The organism is Rhizobium sp. Root1334 (genome assembly GCF_001426665.1).
GTDB lineage: Bacteria > Pseudomonadota > Alphaproteobacteria > Rhizobiales > Rhizobiaceae > Pararhizobium.
Genome location: NZ_LMEY01000003.1, coordinates 48,524 through 67,836, shown reverse-complemented (window position 1 = coordinate 67,836; position 19,313 = coordinate 48,524). Strand labels below are relative to the sequence as shown.

At 60.5% G+C, this 19,313-nt stretch carries 16 protein-coding genes; 1 reads left to right on the top strand and 15 read right to left on the bottom strand.

The features are described from left to right. Position 1: 1 nt before the first annotated feature. The 15 genes from ASD36_RS08875 to ASD36_RS08805 all read right to left on the bottom strand — a co-directional run bounded on the left by ASD36_RS08875 (position 2) and on the right by ASD36_RS08805 (position 17,588). The gene (locus ASD36_RS08875) at positions 2-865 is read right to left on the bottom strand and encodes a branched-chain amino acid ABC transporter permease (RefSeq protein ID WP_060508896.1); all 864 of its coding nucleotides are present in this window, start codon (positions 863-865) and stop codon (positions 2-4) included. 132 nt (positions 866-997) lie between these two features. Then, positions 998-2,170, bottom strand: coding sequence for an ABC transporter substrate-binding protein (locus ASD36_RS08870; protein WP_060508894.1), 1,173 nt, complete (start codon positions 2,168-2,170; stop codon positions 998-1,000). 378 nt (positions 2,171-2,548) lie between these two features. Further along, the gene (locus tag ASD36_RS08865; RefSeq protein WP_060508892.1) at positions 2,549-3,448 is read right to left on the bottom strand and encodes an ABC transporter ATP-binding protein; all 900 of its coding nucleotides are present in this window, start codon (positions 3,446-3,448) and stop codon (positions 2,549-2,551) included. Further along, positions 3,445-4,248 carry an ABC transporter ATP-binding protein gene (locus ASD36_RS08860; RefSeq protein WP_060508890.1) on the bottom strand — a complete coding sequence of 268 codons (804 nt, stop codon included), beginning with the start codon at positions 4,246-4,248 and terminating at the stop codon, positions 3,445-3,447. Before ASD36_RS08860 ends, ASD36_RS08865 begins: the two co-directional genes overlap by 4 nt. After that, positions 4,245-5,135, bottom strand: coding sequence for an ABC transporter permease (locus ASD36_RS08855; protein WP_060508887.1), 891 nt, complete (start codon positions 5,133-5,135; stop codon positions 4,245-4,247). The genes ASD36_RS08860 and ASD36_RS08855 overlap by 4 nt, the downstream gene beginning before the upstream one ends. A 1-nt stretch (position 5,136) precedes the next feature. Next, positions 5,137-6,117 carry an ABC transporter permease gene (locus tag ASD36_RS08850; RefSeq protein WP_060508885.1) on the bottom strand — a complete coding sequence of 327 codons (981 nt, stop codon included), beginning with the start codon at positions 6,115-6,117 and terminating at the stop codon, positions 5,137-5,139. A gap of 51 nt (positions 6,118-6,168) precedes the next feature. Continuing rightward, positions 6,169-7,818, bottom strand: a complete 1,650-nt coding sequence (locus tag ASD36_RS08845) for an ABC transporter substrate-binding protein (RefSeq protein WP_060508882.1) — start codon at positions 7,816-7,818, stop codon at positions 6,169-6,171. 5 nt (positions 7,819-7,823) lie between these two features. After that, a complete protein-coding gene (locus ASD36_RS08840; protein WP_060508880.1) occupies positions 7,824-8,321 on the bottom strand; it encodes a GNAT family N-acetyltransferase in 498 nt (165 codons plus the stop codon). Positions 8,322-8,335: 14 nt separating this feature from the next. Beyond that, positions 8,336-10,357, bottom strand: a complete 2,022-nt coding sequence (locus ASD36_RS08835; protein ID WP_060508878.1) for a beta-N-acetylhexosaminidase — start codon at positions 10,355-10,357, stop codon at positions 8,336-8,338. A 936-nt stretch (positions 10,358-11,293) separates the two neighbouring features. Next, positions 11,294-12,046 (bottom strand): ATP-binding cassette domain-containing protein, encoded by a 753-nt coding sequence (locus tag ASD36_RS08830; RefSeq protein ID WP_060508876.1) that lies wholly within the window; start codon positions 12,044-12,046, stop codon positions 11,294-11,296. Continuing rightward, positions 12,043-12,852 carry an ABC transporter ATP-binding protein gene (locus ASD36_RS08825; protein ID WP_060508874.1) on the bottom strand — a complete coding sequence of 270 codons (810 nt, stop codon included), beginning with the start codon at positions 12,850-12,852 and terminating at the stop codon, positions 12,043-12,045. Before ASD36_RS08825 ends, ASD36_RS08830 begins: the two co-directional genes overlap by 4 nt. Then, complete coding sequence (locus ASD36_RS08820; RefSeq protein WP_082562722.1) at positions 12,849-13,712, bottom strand: ABC transporter permease; 864 nt, start codon at positions 13,710-13,712, stop codon at positions 12,849-12,851. Before ASD36_RS08820 ends, ASD36_RS08825 begins: the two co-directional genes overlap by 4 nt. Continuing rightward, complete coding sequence (locus ASD36_RS08815; RefSeq protein WP_060508872.1) at positions 13,709-14,662, bottom strand: ABC transporter permease; 954 nt, start codon at positions 14,660-14,662, stop codon at positions 13,709-13,711. Before ASD36_RS08815 ends, ASD36_RS08820 begins: the two co-directional genes overlap by 4 nt. 96 nt (positions 14,663-14,758) lie before the next feature. Next, positions 14,759-16,261: an ABC transporter substrate-binding protein gene (locus ASD36_RS08810; RefSeq protein WP_060508870.1), complete on the bottom strand. Its 1,503-nt coding sequence runs from the start codon at positions 16,259-16,261 to the stop codon at positions 14,759-14,761. A 313-nt stretch (positions 16,262-16,574) separates the two neighbouring features. Continuing rightward, positions 16,575-17,588: a LacI family DNA-binding transcriptional regulator gene (locus ASD36_RS08805; protein ID WP_060641722.1), complete on the bottom strand. Its 1,014-nt coding sequence runs from the start codon at positions 17,586-17,588 to the stop codon at positions 16,575-16,577. Positions 17,589-17,958: 370 nt separating this feature from the next. On the opposite strand from ASD36_RS08805, the gene ASD36_RS08800 reads away from it, so the two are divergent. Further along, entirely contained in the window at positions 17,959-19,221 is a 1,263-nt protein-coding gene (locus ASD36_RS08800; RefSeq protein ID WP_060508866.1) for an ABC transporter substrate-binding protein, read from the top strand. Positions 19,222-19,313: the final 92 nt, after the last annotated feature.

Here is a 19,313-nt window from a genome sequence, read left to right as displayed (position 1 = left end):
CCTAGCGTGCCCGCCCGGCAAGGCCATGCGGGAAAATGCAGATGATGGCGATGACCGCGAGGTAGAAGAAGAATTCGCCGAATTCCGGCATGAGGTAGCGGCCGGTCGTATCGATGCCGCCAAGCACGAGACAGGCGAGAAGCGCGCCGGGAATGGAGCCGGCGCCGCCGACGGAGACGACGACCAGGAAGGTCACCATGTAACGCAGCGCATAGTAGGGCTCGACGGGTAGCAGCTCTGCACCCAGTACGCCGCCGAAGGCGGCAAGACCCACCGCAACCGCGAAACTGACCGCATAGATGATTTCCGTGCGCACGCCGAGAGCGGCTGCCATGGAAGCATTGTCGACGGAGGCGCGCAGTTTGACGCCGAACGCCGTTTTTTCGATGGCGTACCAAAGTCCGCCGGCAACGGCGAGGCCGCAGACGATGGCAAACAGGCGGTGCACGGCAATAGAGCGAAACCCAAGGTCAGTTGAGCCCTGGAGCGCCGGGGGCAATGGTATCGTCTTCAGCGTCGGGCCGAAGACATAATTGGCGATGCCGATGATGCAGAAGGTGATGCCGATGGTCATCAAGACCTGCGTCAACTCAGGGGCGCCGTAAATTCGCCGGTAGAGCAGCCGTTCGATCGGAATGGCTATGATCACCGTGCCGACAACGGCGAGAAGAACGGCCACCGCATAACCCAGGCCGAGATTCTGTGCCGCATAGGAGGCGATGTAACCGCCGATCATGGCAAAGGCGCCATGGGCCAGATTGACGACGCGCATCAGGCCCATGGTGACGGAAAGGCCGATTGAAATGACGAAGAGCACCATGCCATAGGCAAATGCGTCGATGGCTATGCTGAAGACTGTCTGCATCGCGCGATGTCCATCCGGTTGTCTGCGGGAGATGGGAGTATCCTCCCTTCCCCCGCTATCGCAAGAAAATGGTGCAAGGTACAGGCGGTGCGATCTGCCTCGTTACGCACCGATACGATGTGCTTTAGCGGTCTACTTGATGGCCGCAAGCCCGGGATCGCCCTGCTTTTCGAACGTCTGGATTTCCTTGTTATAATAGGTACCGTCATCAGCCTTCATGACTTCGCGCAGATAGATGTTTTGCGTGATGTGGCGCGATTCCGGATCGATTGAAACCGGGCCGCGCGGGCTGACCCAGGAGAGGCCCTTGACCGCATCGACCGCTTTTTGCGCATCCTGCTCGCCACCGGTCGCTTCGATCATCTTGTAGATGACGTTCATGCCGTCGAAGGCACCAACCGAGGGGAACGAAAGCTCGGCCGGATTGCCGATTGCCTTGGAAGCCGCTTCGACAAAGGCCTTGTTCTCCGGAGAATCGTGGGAAACCGCATAGTGGAACGTGGTCTGGATGCCGAGGGCCGCATCACCAAGAGCCGGCAGGTCGGATTCCTGCGTCAAGTCGCCGGGCGCGAAAAATTTGATGCCCACAGCCTTGAGACCGTTTTCATTGTAGGCCTTGACGAAGCCAAGCGTCGTTGGGCCAGACGGCAGGAAGGCGAAAACGCCCTGTGCCCCGGAATCCTTGATGCGTTGCATGATCGGGCTGAAGTCATTGGTGGACAGCGGCATGCGGATCGCCTCGATGACAGCCCCGCCCTCTTTCTCGAAGCCGGCTTTGAATGCGTTTTCGGCGTCAATGCCCGGGCCATAGTCGCTGACGATGGAGATAACCTTGGCAACACCTGCGTCATGCGCGACCTTGGCGATCGGCGTGGAAGTCTGCCAGGTGGTGAAGGAGGTGCGCACGACCAGCGGGCTTTTGGTGACGATTGCCGACGTCGCAGCATTCATGACGACCAGTGGCACGTTTGCCTGCTTGAGGATCGGCGTGACGGCCATAGCATCAGGCGTGAAGTAGAAGCCTGCGAGATATTGCACCTTTTCCTTGACCACCAGTTCCTGCGCCAGCGCCTTGGATTGCGCAGGGTCGGCTGCCGGGAGGTCGCGGTAGATGATCTCGATTGTGTCGTCGCCGATCGTTGTCCCGTTCATCGCCATATAGGCGTCGATGCCGGCTTTAAAGTTCTTGCCCTGTAACGCAAATGGCCCGGAGAAGGGGCCGACAACGCCGATCTTGATCGTGTCTGCATAGGCACCGCTGCCCATGATGATGGCCGCGAACGCGGCGATGATGGCCCGTTTCATAACTCTCCTCCCTGAATGACCGGCATGCTCCCAAAGAACCGGCACATGATGACTGACACAACAGCTGGTCTCAGTTTGTCATGCCAAATGGTAATGTAAAATGAAATATCAAACGGGATTTCATATGCATATGATTATGGATCGAGACGATTTCGGACTTTTAGCCGCGTTTCTCGACGCCTCGCTCGGGGAGCACTGTTAAATTTGCCGATCACCGGATTTAATCCTGACAGGCCAGATTGGCAGAGATTTTCTGTTTGCATCCTGCGGAAAAAGGGAAGCACGCCGAAGGAAAAGATCCAAAAGGTCTCGATTCGGCGTGCATGGTAGCGCTGCGGATTTTCTGATCAGGGCGCTGCCAAGCGCCGGCGCGCTGGGTTAGATCGCAAGCGAGAAGTGGTTTTCGCCCGCCTTGACGATTGTGCTCTGTTCCTTTGCCGCCATGCGGCGAACGGCGTCCACCGCGCTTGGATCGATCCGCGAGGCGGCGTCGGAGAAGCGGCGCTCGGGGTCGGGCACGGCCGAAAGCAGGAGCTTCGTATAGGGATGCTGCGGATTGTCGATCACCGCGCTGCAAGCGCCCCATTCGACAATCTGGCCGCTATACATGACCGCGATGTCTTCTGCCACGTAGCGGGCGGTGGCGATGTCGTGGGTGATGTAGAGCAGGCCGAGATTGCGCTTCGTCTTCATCTCGTTCAGCAGGTTCAAGACGCCGAGGCGCACCGATACGTCCAGCATCGAGGTCGGCTCGTCGGCGACGAGAATCTGCGGCCGGGCCGAAAGCGCACGGGCGATATTGACGCGCTGGCGCTGACCGCCGGAAAGCTCGTGCGGATATTTCGGCGTGACGAGCGCCGGGTCGAGCTTGACGCCGGCAAGTTGTTCTTCGACCGCCGCATCCAGATCCGCCGAGCGGATATCCGGGCGATGCAGGCGCAGGGTACGCTTCAGGTGATAGGCGATGGTGTGCGCGGGATTGAGCGAGGCGAAGGGATCCTGGAAAATCATCTGCACGGCCTGCCGGTAGGCGGCAAGATCGCGGCCGCGCCGCGCCGCCGTCGGCTCGCCCTTGAACAGGACTTGGCCGCCCGACGGCAAGTATTCGAGCATGGCCATGCGGGCGCATGTCGTCTTGCCGCTGCCCGATTCCCCGACGAGGGCAAGCGCTCGCCCGCTATGGAGCGAAAAATTGACGGCGCGCGCGGCGTGCACCCCGCCTGCCGGACTGCCGAAGACCTTGTTGACATTGTCAAAACGCAGAAGTGGGGCGTTCATCCGAGCACACCTCCCTTGAGTGAGGGGAACGAGGCCCAGAGCCTCTTCGTATAATCGTGTTGCGGCGCGCGGAAGATCGCTTCCGACGGCCCTTGCTCCACCATCTTGCCCGACAACATGACACCGATGCGATCGCAGAACTGCACCATCAGGCCAAGGTCGTGGGTGATGAAGAGAACCGAGAAACCGCGCTGACGGCGCAATTCGTCGATGCGCTGAAGGATCTCGCGCTGCACGACGACGTCCAGCGCCGTCGTCGGCTCGTCCATGACGACGAGCTTCGGATCAAGCGCCAGGCAGATGGCGATGACGATGCGCTGGCGCATACCGCCGGAGAACTGGTGCGGATAGTCGCGCATGCGCTCCGGCTTGATGTCGACAAGCTTCAGCATCTCGGCGGTGCGAGCACGCGCCTCGTTGCGCGTGCAGCCCGTATGGGTGCGCAGCACGTCGTAGAACTGCTCTTCAATCCGCAACACCGGGTTCAGTGAGTTCATGGCGCTCTGGAACACCATCGCCACCTCCCGCCAGCGGAAATCGGCCAGGTCCTTGCGGTTAAGGCGGAGCACATCGCGGCCGGCAAGGCGGATCTGGCTGCCCTTGCGGATCAAGGCCGGTGGGGCATGCAGCCGGCTGACGGCAAAAGCGATGGTGCTCTTGCCGCAGCCCGATTCGCCCGCGAGCCCGAAAACCTCGCCCGGCGCGACGTCGAAGGAGACGTCGTCCACCGCGCGGAAATCCGTCTCTGCGCCAATATAGTCGATCGTCAGATTGCTGACGGAAAGCAGAGCATCACTCACAGGCGTCCCTCCCCGGATTTGACGAGGCTTGTCCAGCGGGCGAGACGACCGCCGGTGCGCAGCCGCGGATTGGCGATCTCGTCCACCGCGAAGTTGAGAAGCGACAGACCAATACCGAGCAGCGCCAGCGCCAGGCACGGCGCCAGGATATCCCACCAGGCGCCGACCGATAGCGCCGAGGCCTTCTGGGCGTTGTAGAGCATGGTGCCCCAGGAGATCACGTTGGGATCACCGAGCCCGAGGAATTCCAGCGTTGCCTCAGTGATGACCGCGAAGATGACGCTGCCGATGAAATTGATGCCGACGATGGAAAAGACGTTCGGGAGAATTTCGAACGCCATGATGCGCCATTGCGGCTCGCCCATCATCTCTGCGGCTTTCACAAAATCCCTCTGCTTGACGGAGAGCGTTTCGGCCCGCGTGACGCGCGCGCCCCAGGCCCAGGAGGTGAGACCGAGGATGAGCGCGATGACCATCGGCCCCGCCTGTCCGACGAAGGAGGCGATGACGAGCAGCAACGGCAGGTTCGGAACGACCAGCACCATGTTGGTGAAGAAGCTGATCACCTCGTCCGTCTTGCCGCCGCGATAGCCGGCGACGATGCCGAGTGTCGTACCGACAACCGTGATGAGAAGCCCGGCCGCAAAGCCCACGGCAAGCGAGGTCTGCGCGCCGTAGATCAGGCGCGCCCAGACGTCCTGCCCGAGACGGGTCGTGCCGAGAATGTGCTCGGCCGAGGGTGGCTGGTGCGGGCGGCCCGTACGGGCGGCCGGATTGTACTCCGTCAAGAGCGGCGCGGCGAGCGCGACCAGCAGGATGAGGAGCACGATGGCAAGGCCGATAAATGCCTTGCGATTGCGGCGAAGGCCGATCCAGAGCTGGCCCATCTCAGCCACTCCCCTTTAGACGCGGGTCAAGCAGCACATAGCTGACATCGACGATGAAATTGGAGACCAGCATGGCGGCGGTCATGACGAGGAGCTGGCCTTGGATGACCGGGTAGTCACGGGCAAGGATCGCCTGGTAGAGCGTGTTGCCAAGGCCGGGATAGTTGAACACCACCTCCGTCACCAGCGAGCCGCCGAGCACGGTGCCAAGCGCAATGGCAAGGCTTGAGACCGTCGGCAGCAGCGCGTTGCGAGCCGCATACCAGACCATGACCCGCCGGTCGGAAAGCCCCTTGGCGCGGGCCATCACCACATAGTCCTGCCCAAGCAGGTTGATCATGTTGTTGCGCATGGTCACGGTGAAGCCGCCGGTCAACACAAAGCAGAGCGTGATGAGCGGCAGGATGGCGTGGTGGGCAACGCTGGCGAAGAAGGCGAGGCTGAAGGACGGGTCGAGCGCCGGGTCATGCGCGTAACCGGTGGGGAACCATCCGAGCGTGAAGCCGAAGACGAACAGCGCGACGAGCGACGTGACGACCGCTGGAATGGACGTGGCAAAAATCGCCGAAACCGAGAGCACCACGTCGAGACGGCTGCCGCGGCGCCAGGCCGCGACCATGCCAAGGAAGCTGCCGAGCACGAAACTGACAAGCGTCGCCGTGCCGACCAGGCCGACGGTCCACAGCAGCGCCCGCCCGAGCAGATCCGTTACCGGCAGCGGGAAATATTTCACCGAGACGCCGAGGTCGCCTGTAAAAATGGAAGAAAGATAGGTGAGATACTGCTTCCAGAGCGGCCCATCGACGAAACCGAACGTAAGCTTCAGGGCTTCCAGGCTTTCCGGCGGCAATTCCGAGGCAGCCGAGGAAAACATCAGCGCCACCGGATCGCCGGGCATCAGGCGGGGAAGGAAGAAATTGATCGTTGCCGCAGCAACGAAGGCAGCCAGATAGAACAGGATGCGGCGGAGCAGAAAGGGCATTGTTTGGAACCGGCGGGGCCTATTACGGTCCCCGCCTCCTCTATAAGTGGATCACTGGACCGGCTGGAGAGCCAGTAGGTTCAGCAGACGCGCACGGTTATTCTTGGTGATCGACGGGTTGGCGAAAGGATTTTCTTTCGTCGACCAGCCTGTGAACCGGGCGGTGTTGTACTGGTACCAGTTCGGATTGTTGAACACCGGCATCAGCGGCAGGTTCTCCGCAACGATGCGCTGCGCCGTGTTCATGATTTCCTTCTGTTTTCCGGGATCGGCCGTGTGGGTGAACTCACCGATCAGCTTTTCAACATCCGCATTGAACCAACGCTGCGAGGTGAAGCGCGTCTTGCCTTTGTCGGCCTCGGTGAAGGCGCGCTTGTAGGCATAGTAGGGTGAGGCGGAGGCCGGAAGGCTGTTGATGGCGGCATCAAACTTGCCGGAAATCAGGTTCTGGCTCCAGACGGCTTCTTCCGGCGTCTCGATCTTTGCGTCGATGCCGACCGCCTTCATGTTGTCGATCGCAATGTTGACTGTGTCGATCCAGTCGGTCCAGCTCGATGGCACGATAACCGAAAAGGCGATCTTGGTGCCATCGGGATTGTCGCGCATGCCATCGCCGTCCTTGTCGACGTAACCCGCCTCGTCAAGCAGGGCCGTAGCCGCCGCCTCATCATAGGTCGCGAACTTGCCAAACTCGGCCGTCACCGCCGGATCGGCCCAGGCCTTGTAAAGCTCGCCCATCAGTCCCGGATCCTGGTTCAACGTCGGATAGCCGTAGCCGGCGATATCGACCATGCCCTGCCGGTCGAGCGCCATGGAAACCGCCTGGCGGAACTTCAGGTCGGAAAAGGCCTTGCGGTTGTCGGCATTGGCACTCTCCTGGTTGAAGACGAACGCCACCATGCTGCTAGGCGAATACCAGTAGTGAAAGTGCTCCGGGTTCTTGGCGATATAGACTTTCTCAATGTCAGGAATGAAGGAGACGCCCCAGTCGAGCGTTCCGTCCACCGTCGCAGTCAGGATCTGGTTGTTGTCGGCCAGCTGCGGAAAGCGCATGCAGCCAACCTTCAGGGTCGCCGTGTCCCAATAGTTCGGGTTGCGGCATTGGTCGTAGGTCTGGCCAGTGAAACGGGCAATCTCCGTCATCGGGCCGCTGCCGACCGGCGTCTCGTTCGGGAAGGTGACGGGATCGGCAATATCCTTCCAGGCGTGCGCAGGCACGATCGGGATCTGCACCAGCGTTTCGGCGGCAATCGAGGTCGGCTGCTTCATGGTGAAGCGCACGGTTTGCGGATCGACAACTTCGACGCCATCGATCTGCGTCCAGATGCTGACGAAATCGAGTGCGGGGAATTTTTTGACGAGGTCGAAACTGAACTTCACGTCCTCGGCAGTCAACGGCTGGCCATCGGACCATTTCAGGTTGGCGCGCAGCTTGAATTCGATGTTCTTCAGGTCGTCGGCGAGCTTGAAGCTCTCGGCAAGACGGAAGACCGGCTTGTTGCTGTCGAACTGATTGAAGACGACCAGCGGCTCGTAAATGAAGTCAAGCGTGCTCTGGCGCGCCGACGTCTGGTTGAAGGGGTTGAAGTTGCGCACCCACGTCGTCGCGGGTTCGATATTCACGGTCAGGACGGTTTCGGCGGCGGCGGGCGCTGCGCCGAGCATGAGGGCCGCAACGGCCGTCAGGGTATGGAATTTCATTTCACTCACTCCTCTCTTGTTCTGTCAGATTTCGGTCGGCGCAACATGCCTTCGTAGACGCCCTTGTCCTCCGCAGGGATCGGTGTTGCACCGACCGTACGTGCATAAAAATCCACCGGCCCGGCATCGCCGATCACCGCATAGGCATAACCATCCGCCTTCAGCGCCGATAACGCGGCGGCAAGCAGCGCCACGCCAACACCCCTGCCGCGCGCATCCGGATGCACGCCCGTCGGGCCGAAGAAGCCACGTGCCACGATGTCATGGCAGGCAAAGCCGATGAGCCGCCCTTCCGAGACAGCGACAAGGCACGCGGCCGGCCGGCGCGAAAAAGCGACTGTCACCTCGCTTGCCCAGTTGTCGGAAAAGTTTTCGCGCACCCAATCGACGACGAGCGCCATTTCCGGCGCCAGCGCCGCGCGGATCGCGACGCCCGCGACCGGTGGCAGCGCGGCGAGCCCCTTGAACTTTTGGGAGTAGAGGTTGACGAGAAGATCGGGCATCGCTTCGCTCTCCGTCAGGCCCAGTGGCCGTAGAGGTTGGGCATCAGCGCCGCATTTACGATGAAACGGTCCCAGTCCTTCTGTGCCCACGGCGTCCAGGCGGTCTCCGCTATGGCCGAGAGGCGCGGGAAGACGAGGCGGTCGAAGACCCCGCGATCGGCCATGGATTCATTCCAGATACAGGCTTGAATGCCCTTGAAATGCGTGAGCTGCTCCACTGTCCAACCTTGGACCGGATCGAAATCGTAAGTGTCGCGCGCAGAAGGGGAGCCTGCCCATCCGGCGCCGGGCTCGTTCCAGTCGGCGGATTGGGCCATGTCGAGATAGTAGGCCTGCCCCGGAGACACGACCATGTCATAACCCGCTTCGGCAAGACGGGCGCTCACCGGTACGTCGCGCCAGCCGATGAGGTACGACGATCCCTTGTCAAGCACATCACCATGCGCCGCCTCCTGCCAGCCGCCGGTCACGCAACCGAGCGAACGCACGCTTTCATGCACCTGCCGCAGGAACGCGGCCTGCAGCACGGCGGTCGGCGCATCCTCGATGTCATCGGCGCCGTTGTGGTTGGTCTCCATGTTGTTTTGCTGCGCATGGCTCCTGGCCGCGTCTTCGCCGGAAAGACTGGCGAGCATGGCGAGTGCCATCGGCGAGCCGGACCAGGCCCCGAGAGGCACTTCATCGGCGCCGACATGCAGGATGCCGGCGGGAAAGAGCCCGGCGAGTTCCCGCATCACCGTCTCCATGAAGGCGATCGCTTTCGGCTGGGCGGGGTTGAGGCAATTGTTCGGCATGCCCTGCACGGAGGCATACTCGCCGGTCTCATCGGGGTCACGCAGTTCAGGCAACGCCTGAAGCAGAGCAAAGCTGTGGCCGGGAACATCGATTTCCGGGATGACTGCAATGGCGTAACGCCCGGCAAGCGCCACGATCTCGCGCACTTCGGCCTGCGTGTAGTAACCGCCAGTGGCGAAAGGCCCGGACCCGAAGAGCGGCGGCACGGACAGGCCATGCCCACGCCAGGCGGCCTTCTCCGTCAGGTGCGGATAGGCAGCGATCTCGATGCGCCAAGCCTCGTCGTCGGTGAGGTGCCAGTGGAAGCGGTTGAGCTTGTTCCAGGCAAGCACCGCCAGGAACTGCTTGACCTCTGCCCCCGCGTAAAACTGCCGCGCCACATCGAGATGGCAGCCACGAAAGTCCATGCGCGGGGCATCCTCGATCGTGCCTGCCACAGGGAAGAGGAAGGTCGCCGGCTGACGCCGCGCGCCGCGAAGAATTTGACCGAGGGTGATGAGGCCATAAAGGAAGCCCGCAGACGCGGCGGCAGTGACGAGCACGCCATCGGCTGCAAAGTCGAGGCGGTAGGCCTCCGCTTCGCCCGCCCGTTCGGCAAAACGCACTGTCAAACCGCCCTGATGAGCGTCCCGTACCAACCCTTCGCCGGGAAAAAGCCGCGCCGTGATGTCCGCGAAGGCGTCGGCCGCCTCAACCGCTGCTGCAGATCCAGTGCCAAGGGCAAGCCCGTGCGGCACCTGCCCACCTGCGATACCCCGGACATCCTTCGGCCAGGGAAGAATCGACAGCGGTTCCGGCGGATTGAACGGGACCGGCGCGCGGGCAGTGCCGCGGCGCGGTGCGTTTTCCGCGGCTGTGGAGATGGTTGGCAGCACACGCGCCGGCAGGATCGTTCCTTCGGCGGTGACCACATAGGCATTGCGCGCGCCGTCGCTCCAGTGGCGCAATGGATAGGAGAGCTGGCGGCTGCTCGCCTCCCAGGTTGCGCCGGGCAGCAGCACGAAGCCATCCGGCGGTGCTATCGTGCTGTGGTTGGAAAAGCGCCGCACCAGCCGTCCGTTCTGAATTTCCGCCGTCGCCTGCAATCGGGCCGGGCCGCTGAAGCAAAGCACGAAATCCGCCAGCGGCGTCGCGCCGAGATTGGTCAGCCGCACCGTATAGCGCGGCGCCTCTTCGCCGGCAGGCGGCGTCCAGACCGTTTCGAAAAGCATGGAGAGGTTGGGCTCGGAAGGCACAGTCATCGGGTCTTTCCTTTGATCGTCAAACAGGTCACGCAGCAGCGGCTGGCTTCGGTGCGAGCAGGCCAGCACCCCGCAGGTACAGGGGGCCGCGTTTGGACGGCCCCCTGCCCGCCTTCGCCAGGGAGAAATTCGGCAAGGCGGCATGCGTGACCGCTGGGGAGACCAACTGGAATCCCGCATGGAGAGGGATGAGCGATTTCAACGCGAAACAGCCCCGATCTCGACGGCGGCGCACGATGAGATACCTGCCTTGGAGGCAAGTTGAGCCATAAGAATGGGCATGTCAGTCTGCTCCGAAAAGGGCCCAAGCACACACCGTCCAGCCGAGGCCTGCTGGCGCCTGTCGCGGCGCGCACCCTGCTGAACCGTATTCCCTCATGCTCTGAACCCGTATGTTCCCGTAATATGTCATCGCCGGGCGACGTAATTTATTTTCCAAATAATGCGTAGAATTCCTTCATAGTCAATATAATTTTCTCCATTAGCACTTTAATATGAAATGAATTTTCTATAATTGGCGTTTTCCGCGCGAAATTTTCATGGAGAAATCACAAGGTTATCAACCGGAAAAGTTCTGCTCGTCGTGAATCCTGCTTGAATATCAATCGCCTTTAAGACGCAGGTGCTGACAAGAGCAGTGACAAGCCCGAAGTAGGCCTGACGCGCCGTGAAAATAGCCCCGTAGAAAGAGGCCGAGAATTTCACGGTTCCGGGCTAGCGTCTCGCTCTATTGGCCATGGCGGCCTCAACATCGACAACGCGAGGCGTGAATTTGGCGGCCATCCGGCACGCGCGACGTCATTCAGGATGGTGATCCTCAACACCGTGTAGAGGCCCGACAAACCGGGCAAGGCAACAGAGTGGTAAGAAGGATGGTGCGCTTTTCCAGTAAAGCCAGCTTCAGACCTCAGGCTAGGACCGGCCGGCGCCTGCCTATCATCCAGTCACCGGCATTCTCGGCATGCTCGCGAGCAGCTTTTGCGTGTAAGGATGCGCGGGGCGGGAAAGCAGGTCGCGCGTGGCGCCCTTTTCGACAATCAGGCCCTTTTCCAGCACCACCAACTGTTCGCAAAGCAGCGCCACCAGGGCAATATCATGCGAGACCACGATAAAAGTCATCCGGGACGCGAGAGTGCGCATGAGGTCGATGATTCGCGTGCGGGTGGAGAGATCGAGAGCGCTGACCACCTCGTCGGCGATAATGAGGTCGGGCTTGGCGACGATTGCGCGCGCGATTGCGATACGCTGGCGTTGGCCACCGGAAAATTCATGCGGATAGCGTCCGGCCGCATCCGCTGGCAGATCAACATCCTGCAAGGCCTCAGCCACAGCATTGGCAATGTCGGTTTCGATTTTCAGCGAGCGCAACGGCTCCGCTATGATGTCGAAGACCCGCTGGCGCGGATCTAGCGATGAATATGGATCCTGGAAAACGGCCTGTACGCTACGGCGAAAACCGCGCATGAAGCTGCGATTGCCGGTGTCGAGGCTTTGGCCGCGAAAGGATACCGTGCCGGCGGAGACACGCTCCAGCCCAAGCAGCAGCTTCAGAAGCGTCGTCTTGCCGGAACCGGATTCGCCGACAATGCCGAGATTGTTTCCTGCACGGATGGACAGGTCTATGCCCTGCAAAACAGTCTTGCCGCCGCCATAGGCGAAGGAAACGCCAGTAAGATCGAGAAGGGTCATTGCGTCATCTCCAGCGCCGCATCGAACGCACGGGCGGCGGCGACCAGGCTTCCGGTATAGGGATGTGCCGGCCGGTTGAAGAGTGCCGCGACCGGCCCTTCCTCGATCAGCCTGCCGCCGCGCATCACCAGCGCACGGGTGGCGATGCTCGCCACGACAGGCAGATCGTGGCTGATGAAAAGCAGCCCCATCGCTTCGTCCTGGACCAGGCCTTCCAGCAGTTTCAGAATTTCCATCTGTGTGGTGACATCAAGCGCGGTGGTGGGTTCGTCGGCAATCAGCAGCTTCGGCCGGCAGGCGAGTGCCATGGCGATGGCCGCACGCTGACGCTGGCCGCCGGAAATCTCGTGCGGGAAGGCGCGGGCAATACGATCCGCCTCCGGAAGCGCAACGCGTTCCAAAAGTCCCAGTACCCGCCGCGATACCTCTTCCCTGCCGCAAGCGATTCCGTCGCGCATGGCCCGGCGGCGCACCACTTCCCCAACTTGGTGACCGATCCGCATCAGCGGATCGAGCGCGGTCATAGGCTCCTGAAACACGACGGCGACGCCCGTTCCACGCAATGGCACGAGATCGCGATCGCGTGTACCGATCACCTGATGACCGTCCAGCAGAATCGAGCCGGCAACCCGCATCGGCTCCGGCAGGAGACCCAGCATGGCCAACGCTGTCAGCGACTTGCCTGACCCGGATTCGCCAATGAGCCCGACCCGCTCGCCAGCGGCGATCGAAAAGGAAATGCCGGAAACAAGCGTCCGTCCGGGCGTACGGATCTCCAGATTGTCGACTGACAGCAAGGCGCTCACCGGCTTCTCCTTCGGGTCGGATCCGCAACCTCACGCAGGCCGTCGGCAAAGAGATTGAGACCAATGACCAGCGAGACCAGCGCAAGACCGGGGGCGATGGCGCCGAAGGGGGCGGTATAAACGGATGCCTGCGCCTCCTGCAGCAACCGACCCCAGGAGGCGTTCGGCGGCGGCGCACCGAGCCCCAGATAGGACAGCGATGCCTCGGCAATGATGGCCAATCCGAATTGCAGCGCGAAATTGACAACGAGCGTCGGCCAGATGTTCGGCAGGACATGGATACGCACGATACCCGGCCACGACGTACCGGAAATGCGCGCCGCCGTGATGTAATCCATTGCGAGGATGCGCTTTGCAAGAATGCGCGACAACCGCGCCACGATGGCCGAACCGGCGATGCCGATGGCGAGGATTGCCGTCCACAGGCTTGCCCCGTCGCCGGAAGCAACGATCAGCATGGCGAGCAGCAGCGTCGGGAAAGCGATGAGGATATCCAGGGCTGCGGCCAGCACATCATCCAGCGTGCGCGTGGCAAAGGCCGATAGAACCCCGGCTGTCACACCGATCAAGGCGCCGAGCGCAACCGCCCCGCAGCCGACGACGAGCGCGATGCGTGAGCCGACCATGATCTGGGTCATGAGATCGCGGCCGAGCCGGTCTGTGCCTGCCCAGTGCGCGAACGAAGGACCTTCGAGCCGGCCGCCGACCATGTCGGCCACGCCGTAAGGTGTCCAAACGAGCGAGAGGAGCGCGATCACGACATGCAGACCAACGAGAAGTCCGCCGATGGCAAGCGGCCAGGGAACGGTCGATTTTTGCGGCACGCTTTCAGTTGCAATCAGAGGTTCTGGCACGCTCATGCCCCACCTCCTACAACTCGGGTACGCAGGCGTGGATCGATCAAACGTTGGATAAGGTCGGCAGCAAAGCCGACCAGCAGCACCAGCAATGTCGAAACGAACAGCACGCCCTGCACATTCGGATAGTCCCGCTGTTCGATGCCGAGCAGCAGCATGGAACCAAGGCCCGGCAGGGCAAATACCCGTTCCACCACCACAGCGCCAAGCAGGGTGGATGCCAGCTCGATACCAAGCACGGAAATGACCGGAACGGCCCCGTTGCGGATGCCGTGGCGGATCAGCGCCTCGGAGAAGGTCGCGCCCAGCGCCCTCGCGGTGCGCAAGTAGTCGCTGCCCAGAACATCCTGGGTTGCCGAACGCACATACCGGATCAAAGACGCAGACATGACGATGGCGATGGTCACAACCGGCAGCACCAAGGCCTGAACGGCGGCGCCGGGCGCCTGCCAGCCGCGCGAGGGAAAGCCTCCGGAGGGAAAAAGCCGCAGATTGACCGCAAACACCGTGACCAGAAGAATGCCGATCCAGAACACTGGCACGGCAATTCCAAGCTGCGAAACGACCGAGATCAACGCGCCGTACCACCGATTCTGGCGCACGACAGAGAGGATGCCGAGAGGAACAGCGATGGCGATGGAAACGGCAAAGGCCATCAGGGTCAACGGTACGGTGACGATGAGGCGCTTGCCGATTTCATTGAGTACCGGCGCGCCGCTGACGAAGGAGTTGCCGAGGTCGAAGCGGGCCAGACTGCCGGCAAAACGTAGAAATTGTTCGTAGAGCGGCAAGTCGGAACCCACCTGCTTGCGGGCGGCCTCGATCTGCGCCGCATCGGCGCCGACGGAAACCAGCGCATTTGCGGGGTCGCCCGGCAAGAGGCGCAGCAGCACGAACAGAATGACGGCGGCAATGACGACCGACAGCACCAAGATGGCGGAGCGGCGGAGTATGTAGGAAAGTATGGTCTTGACCTCTCATGCGCGGACGCCGCCCGCGCATTCATATGCCGGGCGGCGCCTTGTGTCGAGTATCCGGCGTGGCAGTTGTTACTCGGCCTTGGTGATACCGTAGGCGAAGAACTGCGAGTTGAGACCGTTCAACGGATAGCCGCTGACCGAGGCCCTGGACACGACGATCTGCGGATAGAGGTAGAACCAGTTGCTGGCTGCATCCTCCGCGATGATCGTATTGGCTTCCTTCAACTTCTCAGTCTGCCCCTCTTCCGTTCCGCTTGATTCCGCCTGCTTGATCAGGTCGGCAACCTTCGGGTTGTTGTAACCCCAATAGAAATCCGGGTTGCCATAGAAGACGATATCGCGATGGTTGACATGCTCCTGCAGGGTCGCCTGGAAGTCATGCGCCTTGTAGACCTTCGTGTACCATTCGTTGGCAGTAATGACGTTGATCTCGACCTTGACTCCGACCTTGGCCAACTCGCTCTGGATAAACTGCGCTGCAATCGGATGCGGATCGTAGTTCGGCGTATCGATGGTGAAGGTGAAGCCATCGGGATAGCCGGCTTCCTTGAGTAGGGCCTTGGCGCTTTCAGGATCATAGGCATCGACCTTGGTCAGATCGGCATACCAGGCATCCGTCGGTGGCACGAAGGAACCGATCAGCGTGCCGTAATCGCCCCAGACGGCCTTCAAGAGCTTCCCATCGTCAATGGCGCGGGCGAGAGCCTTGCGAACTTTCACATTGTCGAAGGGCGCAACGCGGTCGTTATAGGCGAGCAGAAGCTTCGTCGTGGACTTGCCTTCGCTGACCGCGAACTCTGGATTATCCTTGAACTGGGCAAGCGAATCCGGGCTCTGCACGGAGGTGATGATATCGACGGAACCGGTCAGCAGCGCATTGTTGAGCGCTGTCGCTTCCGTGAAATACTGGAAAACCACCTCGGCATTCTTCGGCTTTTCACCCCAGTATTTGTCGAAACGGGCGATGGCGAGCGACGAGCCGCGCCGCCACTCCTGCAGTGCGTAGGGGCCGGTACCATCTTCCTTCGATTGAAAGTCCTTGGCCTCGTCGTTGGCGATCCAGACATAGCTCAGATTGTAAGGCAGCGAGATCGAGCGCGCGGCCAGTTTCACCACAACGGTGGCATCGTCCGGCGTCTCGACGCTTGCGATGGTCTTCAGGCTGTTCTTGCGCGAGCTTTTGGAAGCTTCGGCGGTGACGCGCTCGATGGAGAACTTCACATCTTTTGACGTAAGCGGCGCACCGGAATGAAAGGTCACGCCGGGCTGCAGCGTGAACGTATAGGTGAGGCCGTCTTCGCTCACCTTTGTATCCTTGGCAAGCGACGGCTCGACCGTGCCCGCATCCGTGAGCCGGAACAACGCTTCATAAACATTGCCGTTGAACGCTTCGTTGATGCCCTGACCGGCGCCAGCGGTATTGTCGAGATTTTGTGGTTCATAAAGCGAACCGATGTTGATCGTGGCGTCCGGATCGCTCTCCGCAGCAAGCGCCGGGCCGAAGACGCTCATTGCAAGAGCAACGGCAAGTCCCGCGGCCAGTCCGGAGTTGCGGGTTGTGGAAGCGCTCATTCTATTCTCCTGTTTCGCGACGCCCTTTTACGGCGTCCTGGCGGCAATTGTATCGAACCGCACACACGCAAGATATTCACATCTGCTCTAATTTGCGGAAATTAAAGGGAATTGTGTTTCAACGAACATCAAATCCACGGATTGTTTTTCGCGAACACAAGGCAGCGAGTTTCGTGTGGCTTCCTGCGAACGCCCCGCGAGCACCGGCCACGATGAGGCCGCCACAAAAGACCGCAATGGTGCAGGCCGGTGGCCATGCGCATGTCCGCTGCAGAAACGGGAAACGCGACGACCGGCTCACATTCAGGAAAGACTATGGGGCCAGGCCTGTGGATTCACGAAGAATAAGCTCGACTGGCCATAACTCGTGGATCTCCGCCGGCGGCTTGCCGGAGAGGAGTTGTAGCACCAGTTCCGCCGAGCGCGTGCCAGCAGCACGCATCGACGACCGCGTCGTCGAGAGCGATGGGGCCATATTGTCGGCATTTAGGTAAGGAAAGACATCGTCATGGGCGATGACCGAAATATCCTTGCCGACAATAAGATCAAGGGAACGTGCCGCACGATAAACCCCGAGCGCCGTCATCATAGAACCGGCAACAAACGCTGTCGGGCGTGGCGATTGCTCGAGAAAGGATCGCGCGAACCGGAAGCCGACCTCGTCGGTAAAATTACCGTGCGCAACCAGTTTCGGGTCAAACGGCAGGCCCCGCTCCACCAAAGCGTCGCGATAGCCCTTGTCACGGTGCACGGAGAAAGTCACTCCGGGACGACCGTTGATCATGGCGATACGCCTGTGCCCCAGATCAAGCAGATGACTGGTGGCACGCTTGATTGCCCCTTCATTGTCGATATCGAGCCAGGCATAGGGAACAGCCGTTTCCGACCGCCCGTGCACGAGAAAGGGCATGCCCAGCCGATGGAGCAGACTGATGCGCTCGTCATCGGGCCGTGGGCCGTTGACGATGATGGCATCGACGCGCCGGCTCTCCACCAACCGGCTGTAGAGTTGGATCTCCTCTCTCGCATCATGCTCGGCAATCGGGGTGACGAGAATGTCGATGTCCTCACCACCAAGGCGTTCGCCCATGCCGCTGAGAAATTCGGCGAAATGAACTTCGCGGCCTCGCCCCATCAGGATGCCGATGGCGCCGACCCGGCCGGTTACAAGCCGCACGGCATTGATATTGGGGCGGTAGCCCAGACGCAACGCCTCATCGGCAACGCGCTTGCGGGTACTTTCGCGAACCTCAGGATAGCCGCTCAAGGCCCGGCTTACCGTGGTTGGAGACAGATCAAGATGCTTGGCAAAGTCTTTGAGTTTCATGGGATTCGACGGCGGTCTTCCGGTTTGGAATGCTCGTATCAGCTATATCTTGCTACCCCACACCCAGCAATCCATCTGAGAGTCGATCAGGCAATCCAGCCTACGAATAAATTAAAACGTTTTCAATTTTTTTCTCCTTGTCTGCGAATGAGGCACGTCGCGCAGTTCATCGCCGCGACAATACAGAAAACATCCGCTTCTATTAATAAGTTGAAATATATCAATAATATTTCGATTTTACCTAAAAAACCGTCAGCCTCAGCTTTGTGACTTGACTCGTTTTTTTCTTTCTGACAGTTTTTCTGAACCAAAGCGCTTTCGATTTTTTCGATCCGTTTCAATTGGCGCGCTGGAGGCCTGGGAGGAGCTAATGAAGATGAAACTACTTGCAACAGCAGCAATATTGGGTGCGATGACCGCGAGCGGCGCTTTTGCCGCCGAACTGTCAATCGCAGCAAACTCGACCGGCAAGAATGTTGATTTCCTGCGTGCCCGTTTTGTCGAGTTCGAGGCAAAGACCGGTCACAAGGTTAATCTCGTGACGATGCCATCCTCGAGCAGCGAACAGTTCGGGCAGTACCGGCTGTGGCTTGCCGCCGGCAATACGGATGTCGACATCTATCAGACCGATATTGTCTGGGCGCCACAGCTTGCCGATCAATTCATCGACCTGACAGAAGCCACCAAGGACGTCGCCGCGAATTTTTTCCCCTCGATCATCGCATCGCAGACGGTCAATGAACGGCTTGTCTCCTTGCCGATGTATACCGACGCGCCTGCCATGTATTACCGCAAGGACCTCCTTGAGAAATACGGCAAGCAGCCGCCAAAAACATGGGACGAGCTGGAAGCAACGGCGAAGGAAATCCAGGAGAAGGAACGTGCCGCCGGACAGGCAGATTTCTGGGGTTTCGTTTTCCAGGCCAATGCCTATGAAGGCCTGACCTGCAATGCGCTCGAATGGATCAAGTCTTCGGGCGGCGGTCAGATCATCGAGCCGGACGGAACGATCTCCATCAACAACGAAAAGGCCGCGGCGGCCATCGACCGCGCCACGGGTTGGATCGGCACGATTACGCCCGAAGGTGTACTTGCCTACAAGGAAGAGGAATCCCGCGGCGTCTGGCAGACCGGCAATGCGGCGTTCATGCGCAACTGGCCCTACGCCTATGCGCTGGGAAATGGTGATGATAGCGCGATCAAGGGCAAATTCGGCGTCCTGCCGCTCCCGGTCGCTGCTGCCGGCGATCAGCCGTCTTCCGCTCTGGGCGGCTGGAACCTTGCCGTCTCCAAATATTCAGACGAACAGGAAGCCGCGATCGAACTGGTAAAGTTCCTCGCCTCCAGCGAAGTACAGAAGAAGCGTGCAGTGGAGCTTTCCAACCTGCCGACACTGTCGGCTCTTTATGACGATCCCGACATCGCCGCTAGCCAGCCATTCATGGCGAGCTGGAAGCCGATCTTCCAAAACGCCGTGCCACGCCCCTCTGCAGTGGCAAAGGTGAAGTACAACGAAGTCTCCTCGAAATTTTGGAGCGCGGTGCATAACACGCTCTCTGGAAATGGCTCGGCCGCCGACAATCTCGAATTGCTCGAAGTCGAATTGACCGGCCTCAAGGGCGACGCCTGGTAATTGCATTTAGCCACGGAGCGGCAGCCGATTGCGGCCGCTCCGTCCGTTTGATGCTTCCGGCAGGTGCCGGCAACAACCAGTGAGCAATCGTC

Coding starts and splice junctions, on each gene's coding strand:
- ASD36_RS08875 (WP_060508896.1), bottom strand. CDS start 865: ATGCAGACAGTCTTCAGCATAGCCATCGACGCATTTGCCTATGGCATG.
- ASD36_RS08870 (WP_060508894.1), bottom strand. CDS start 2,170: ATGAAACGGGCCATCATCGCCGCGTTCGCGGCCATCATCATGGGCAGC.
- ASD36_RS08865 (WP_060508892.1), bottom strand. CDS start 3,448: ATGAACGCCCCACTTCTGCGTTTTGACAATGTCAACAAGGTCTTCGGC.
- ASD36_RS08855 (WP_060508887.1), bottom strand. CDS start 5,135: ATGGGCCAGCTCTGGATCGGCCTTCGCCGCAATCGCAAGGCATTTATC.
- ASD36_RS08850 (WP_060508885.1), bottom strand. CDS start 6,117: ATGCCCTTTCTGCTCCGCCGCATCCTGTTCTATCTGGCTGCCTTCGTT.
- ASD36_RS08845 (WP_060508882.1), bottom strand. CDS start 7,818: ATGAAATTCCATACCCTGACGGCCGTTGCGGCCCTCATGCTCGGCGCA.
- ASD36_RS08840 (WP_060508880.1), bottom strand. CDS start 8,321: ATGCCCGATCTTCTCGTCAACCTCTACTCCCAAAAGTTCAAGGGGCTC.
- ASD36_RS08835 (WP_060508878.1), bottom strand. CDS start 10,357: ATGACTGTGCCTTCCGAGCCCAACCTCTCCATGCTTTTCGAAACGGTC.
- ASD36_RS08830 (WP_060508876.1), bottom strand. CDS start 12,046: ATGACCCTTCTCGATCTTACTGGCGTTTCCTTCGCCTATGGCGGCGGC.
- ASD36_RS08820 (WP_082562722.1), bottom strand. CDS start 13,712: ATGAGCGTGCCAGAACCTCTGATTGCAACTGAAAGCGTGCCGCAAAAA.
- ASD36_RS08810 (WP_060508870.1), bottom strand. CDS start 16,261: ATGAGCGCTTCCACAACCCGCAACTCCGGACTGGCCGCGGGACTTGCC.
- ASD36_RS08805 (WP_060641722.1), bottom strand. CDS start 17,588: ATGAAACTCAAAGACTTTGCCAAGCATCTTGATCTGTCTCCAACCACG.
- ASD36_RS08800 (WP_060508866.1), top strand. CDS start 17,959: ATGAAGATGAAACTACTTGCAACAGCAGCAATATTGGGTGCGATGACC.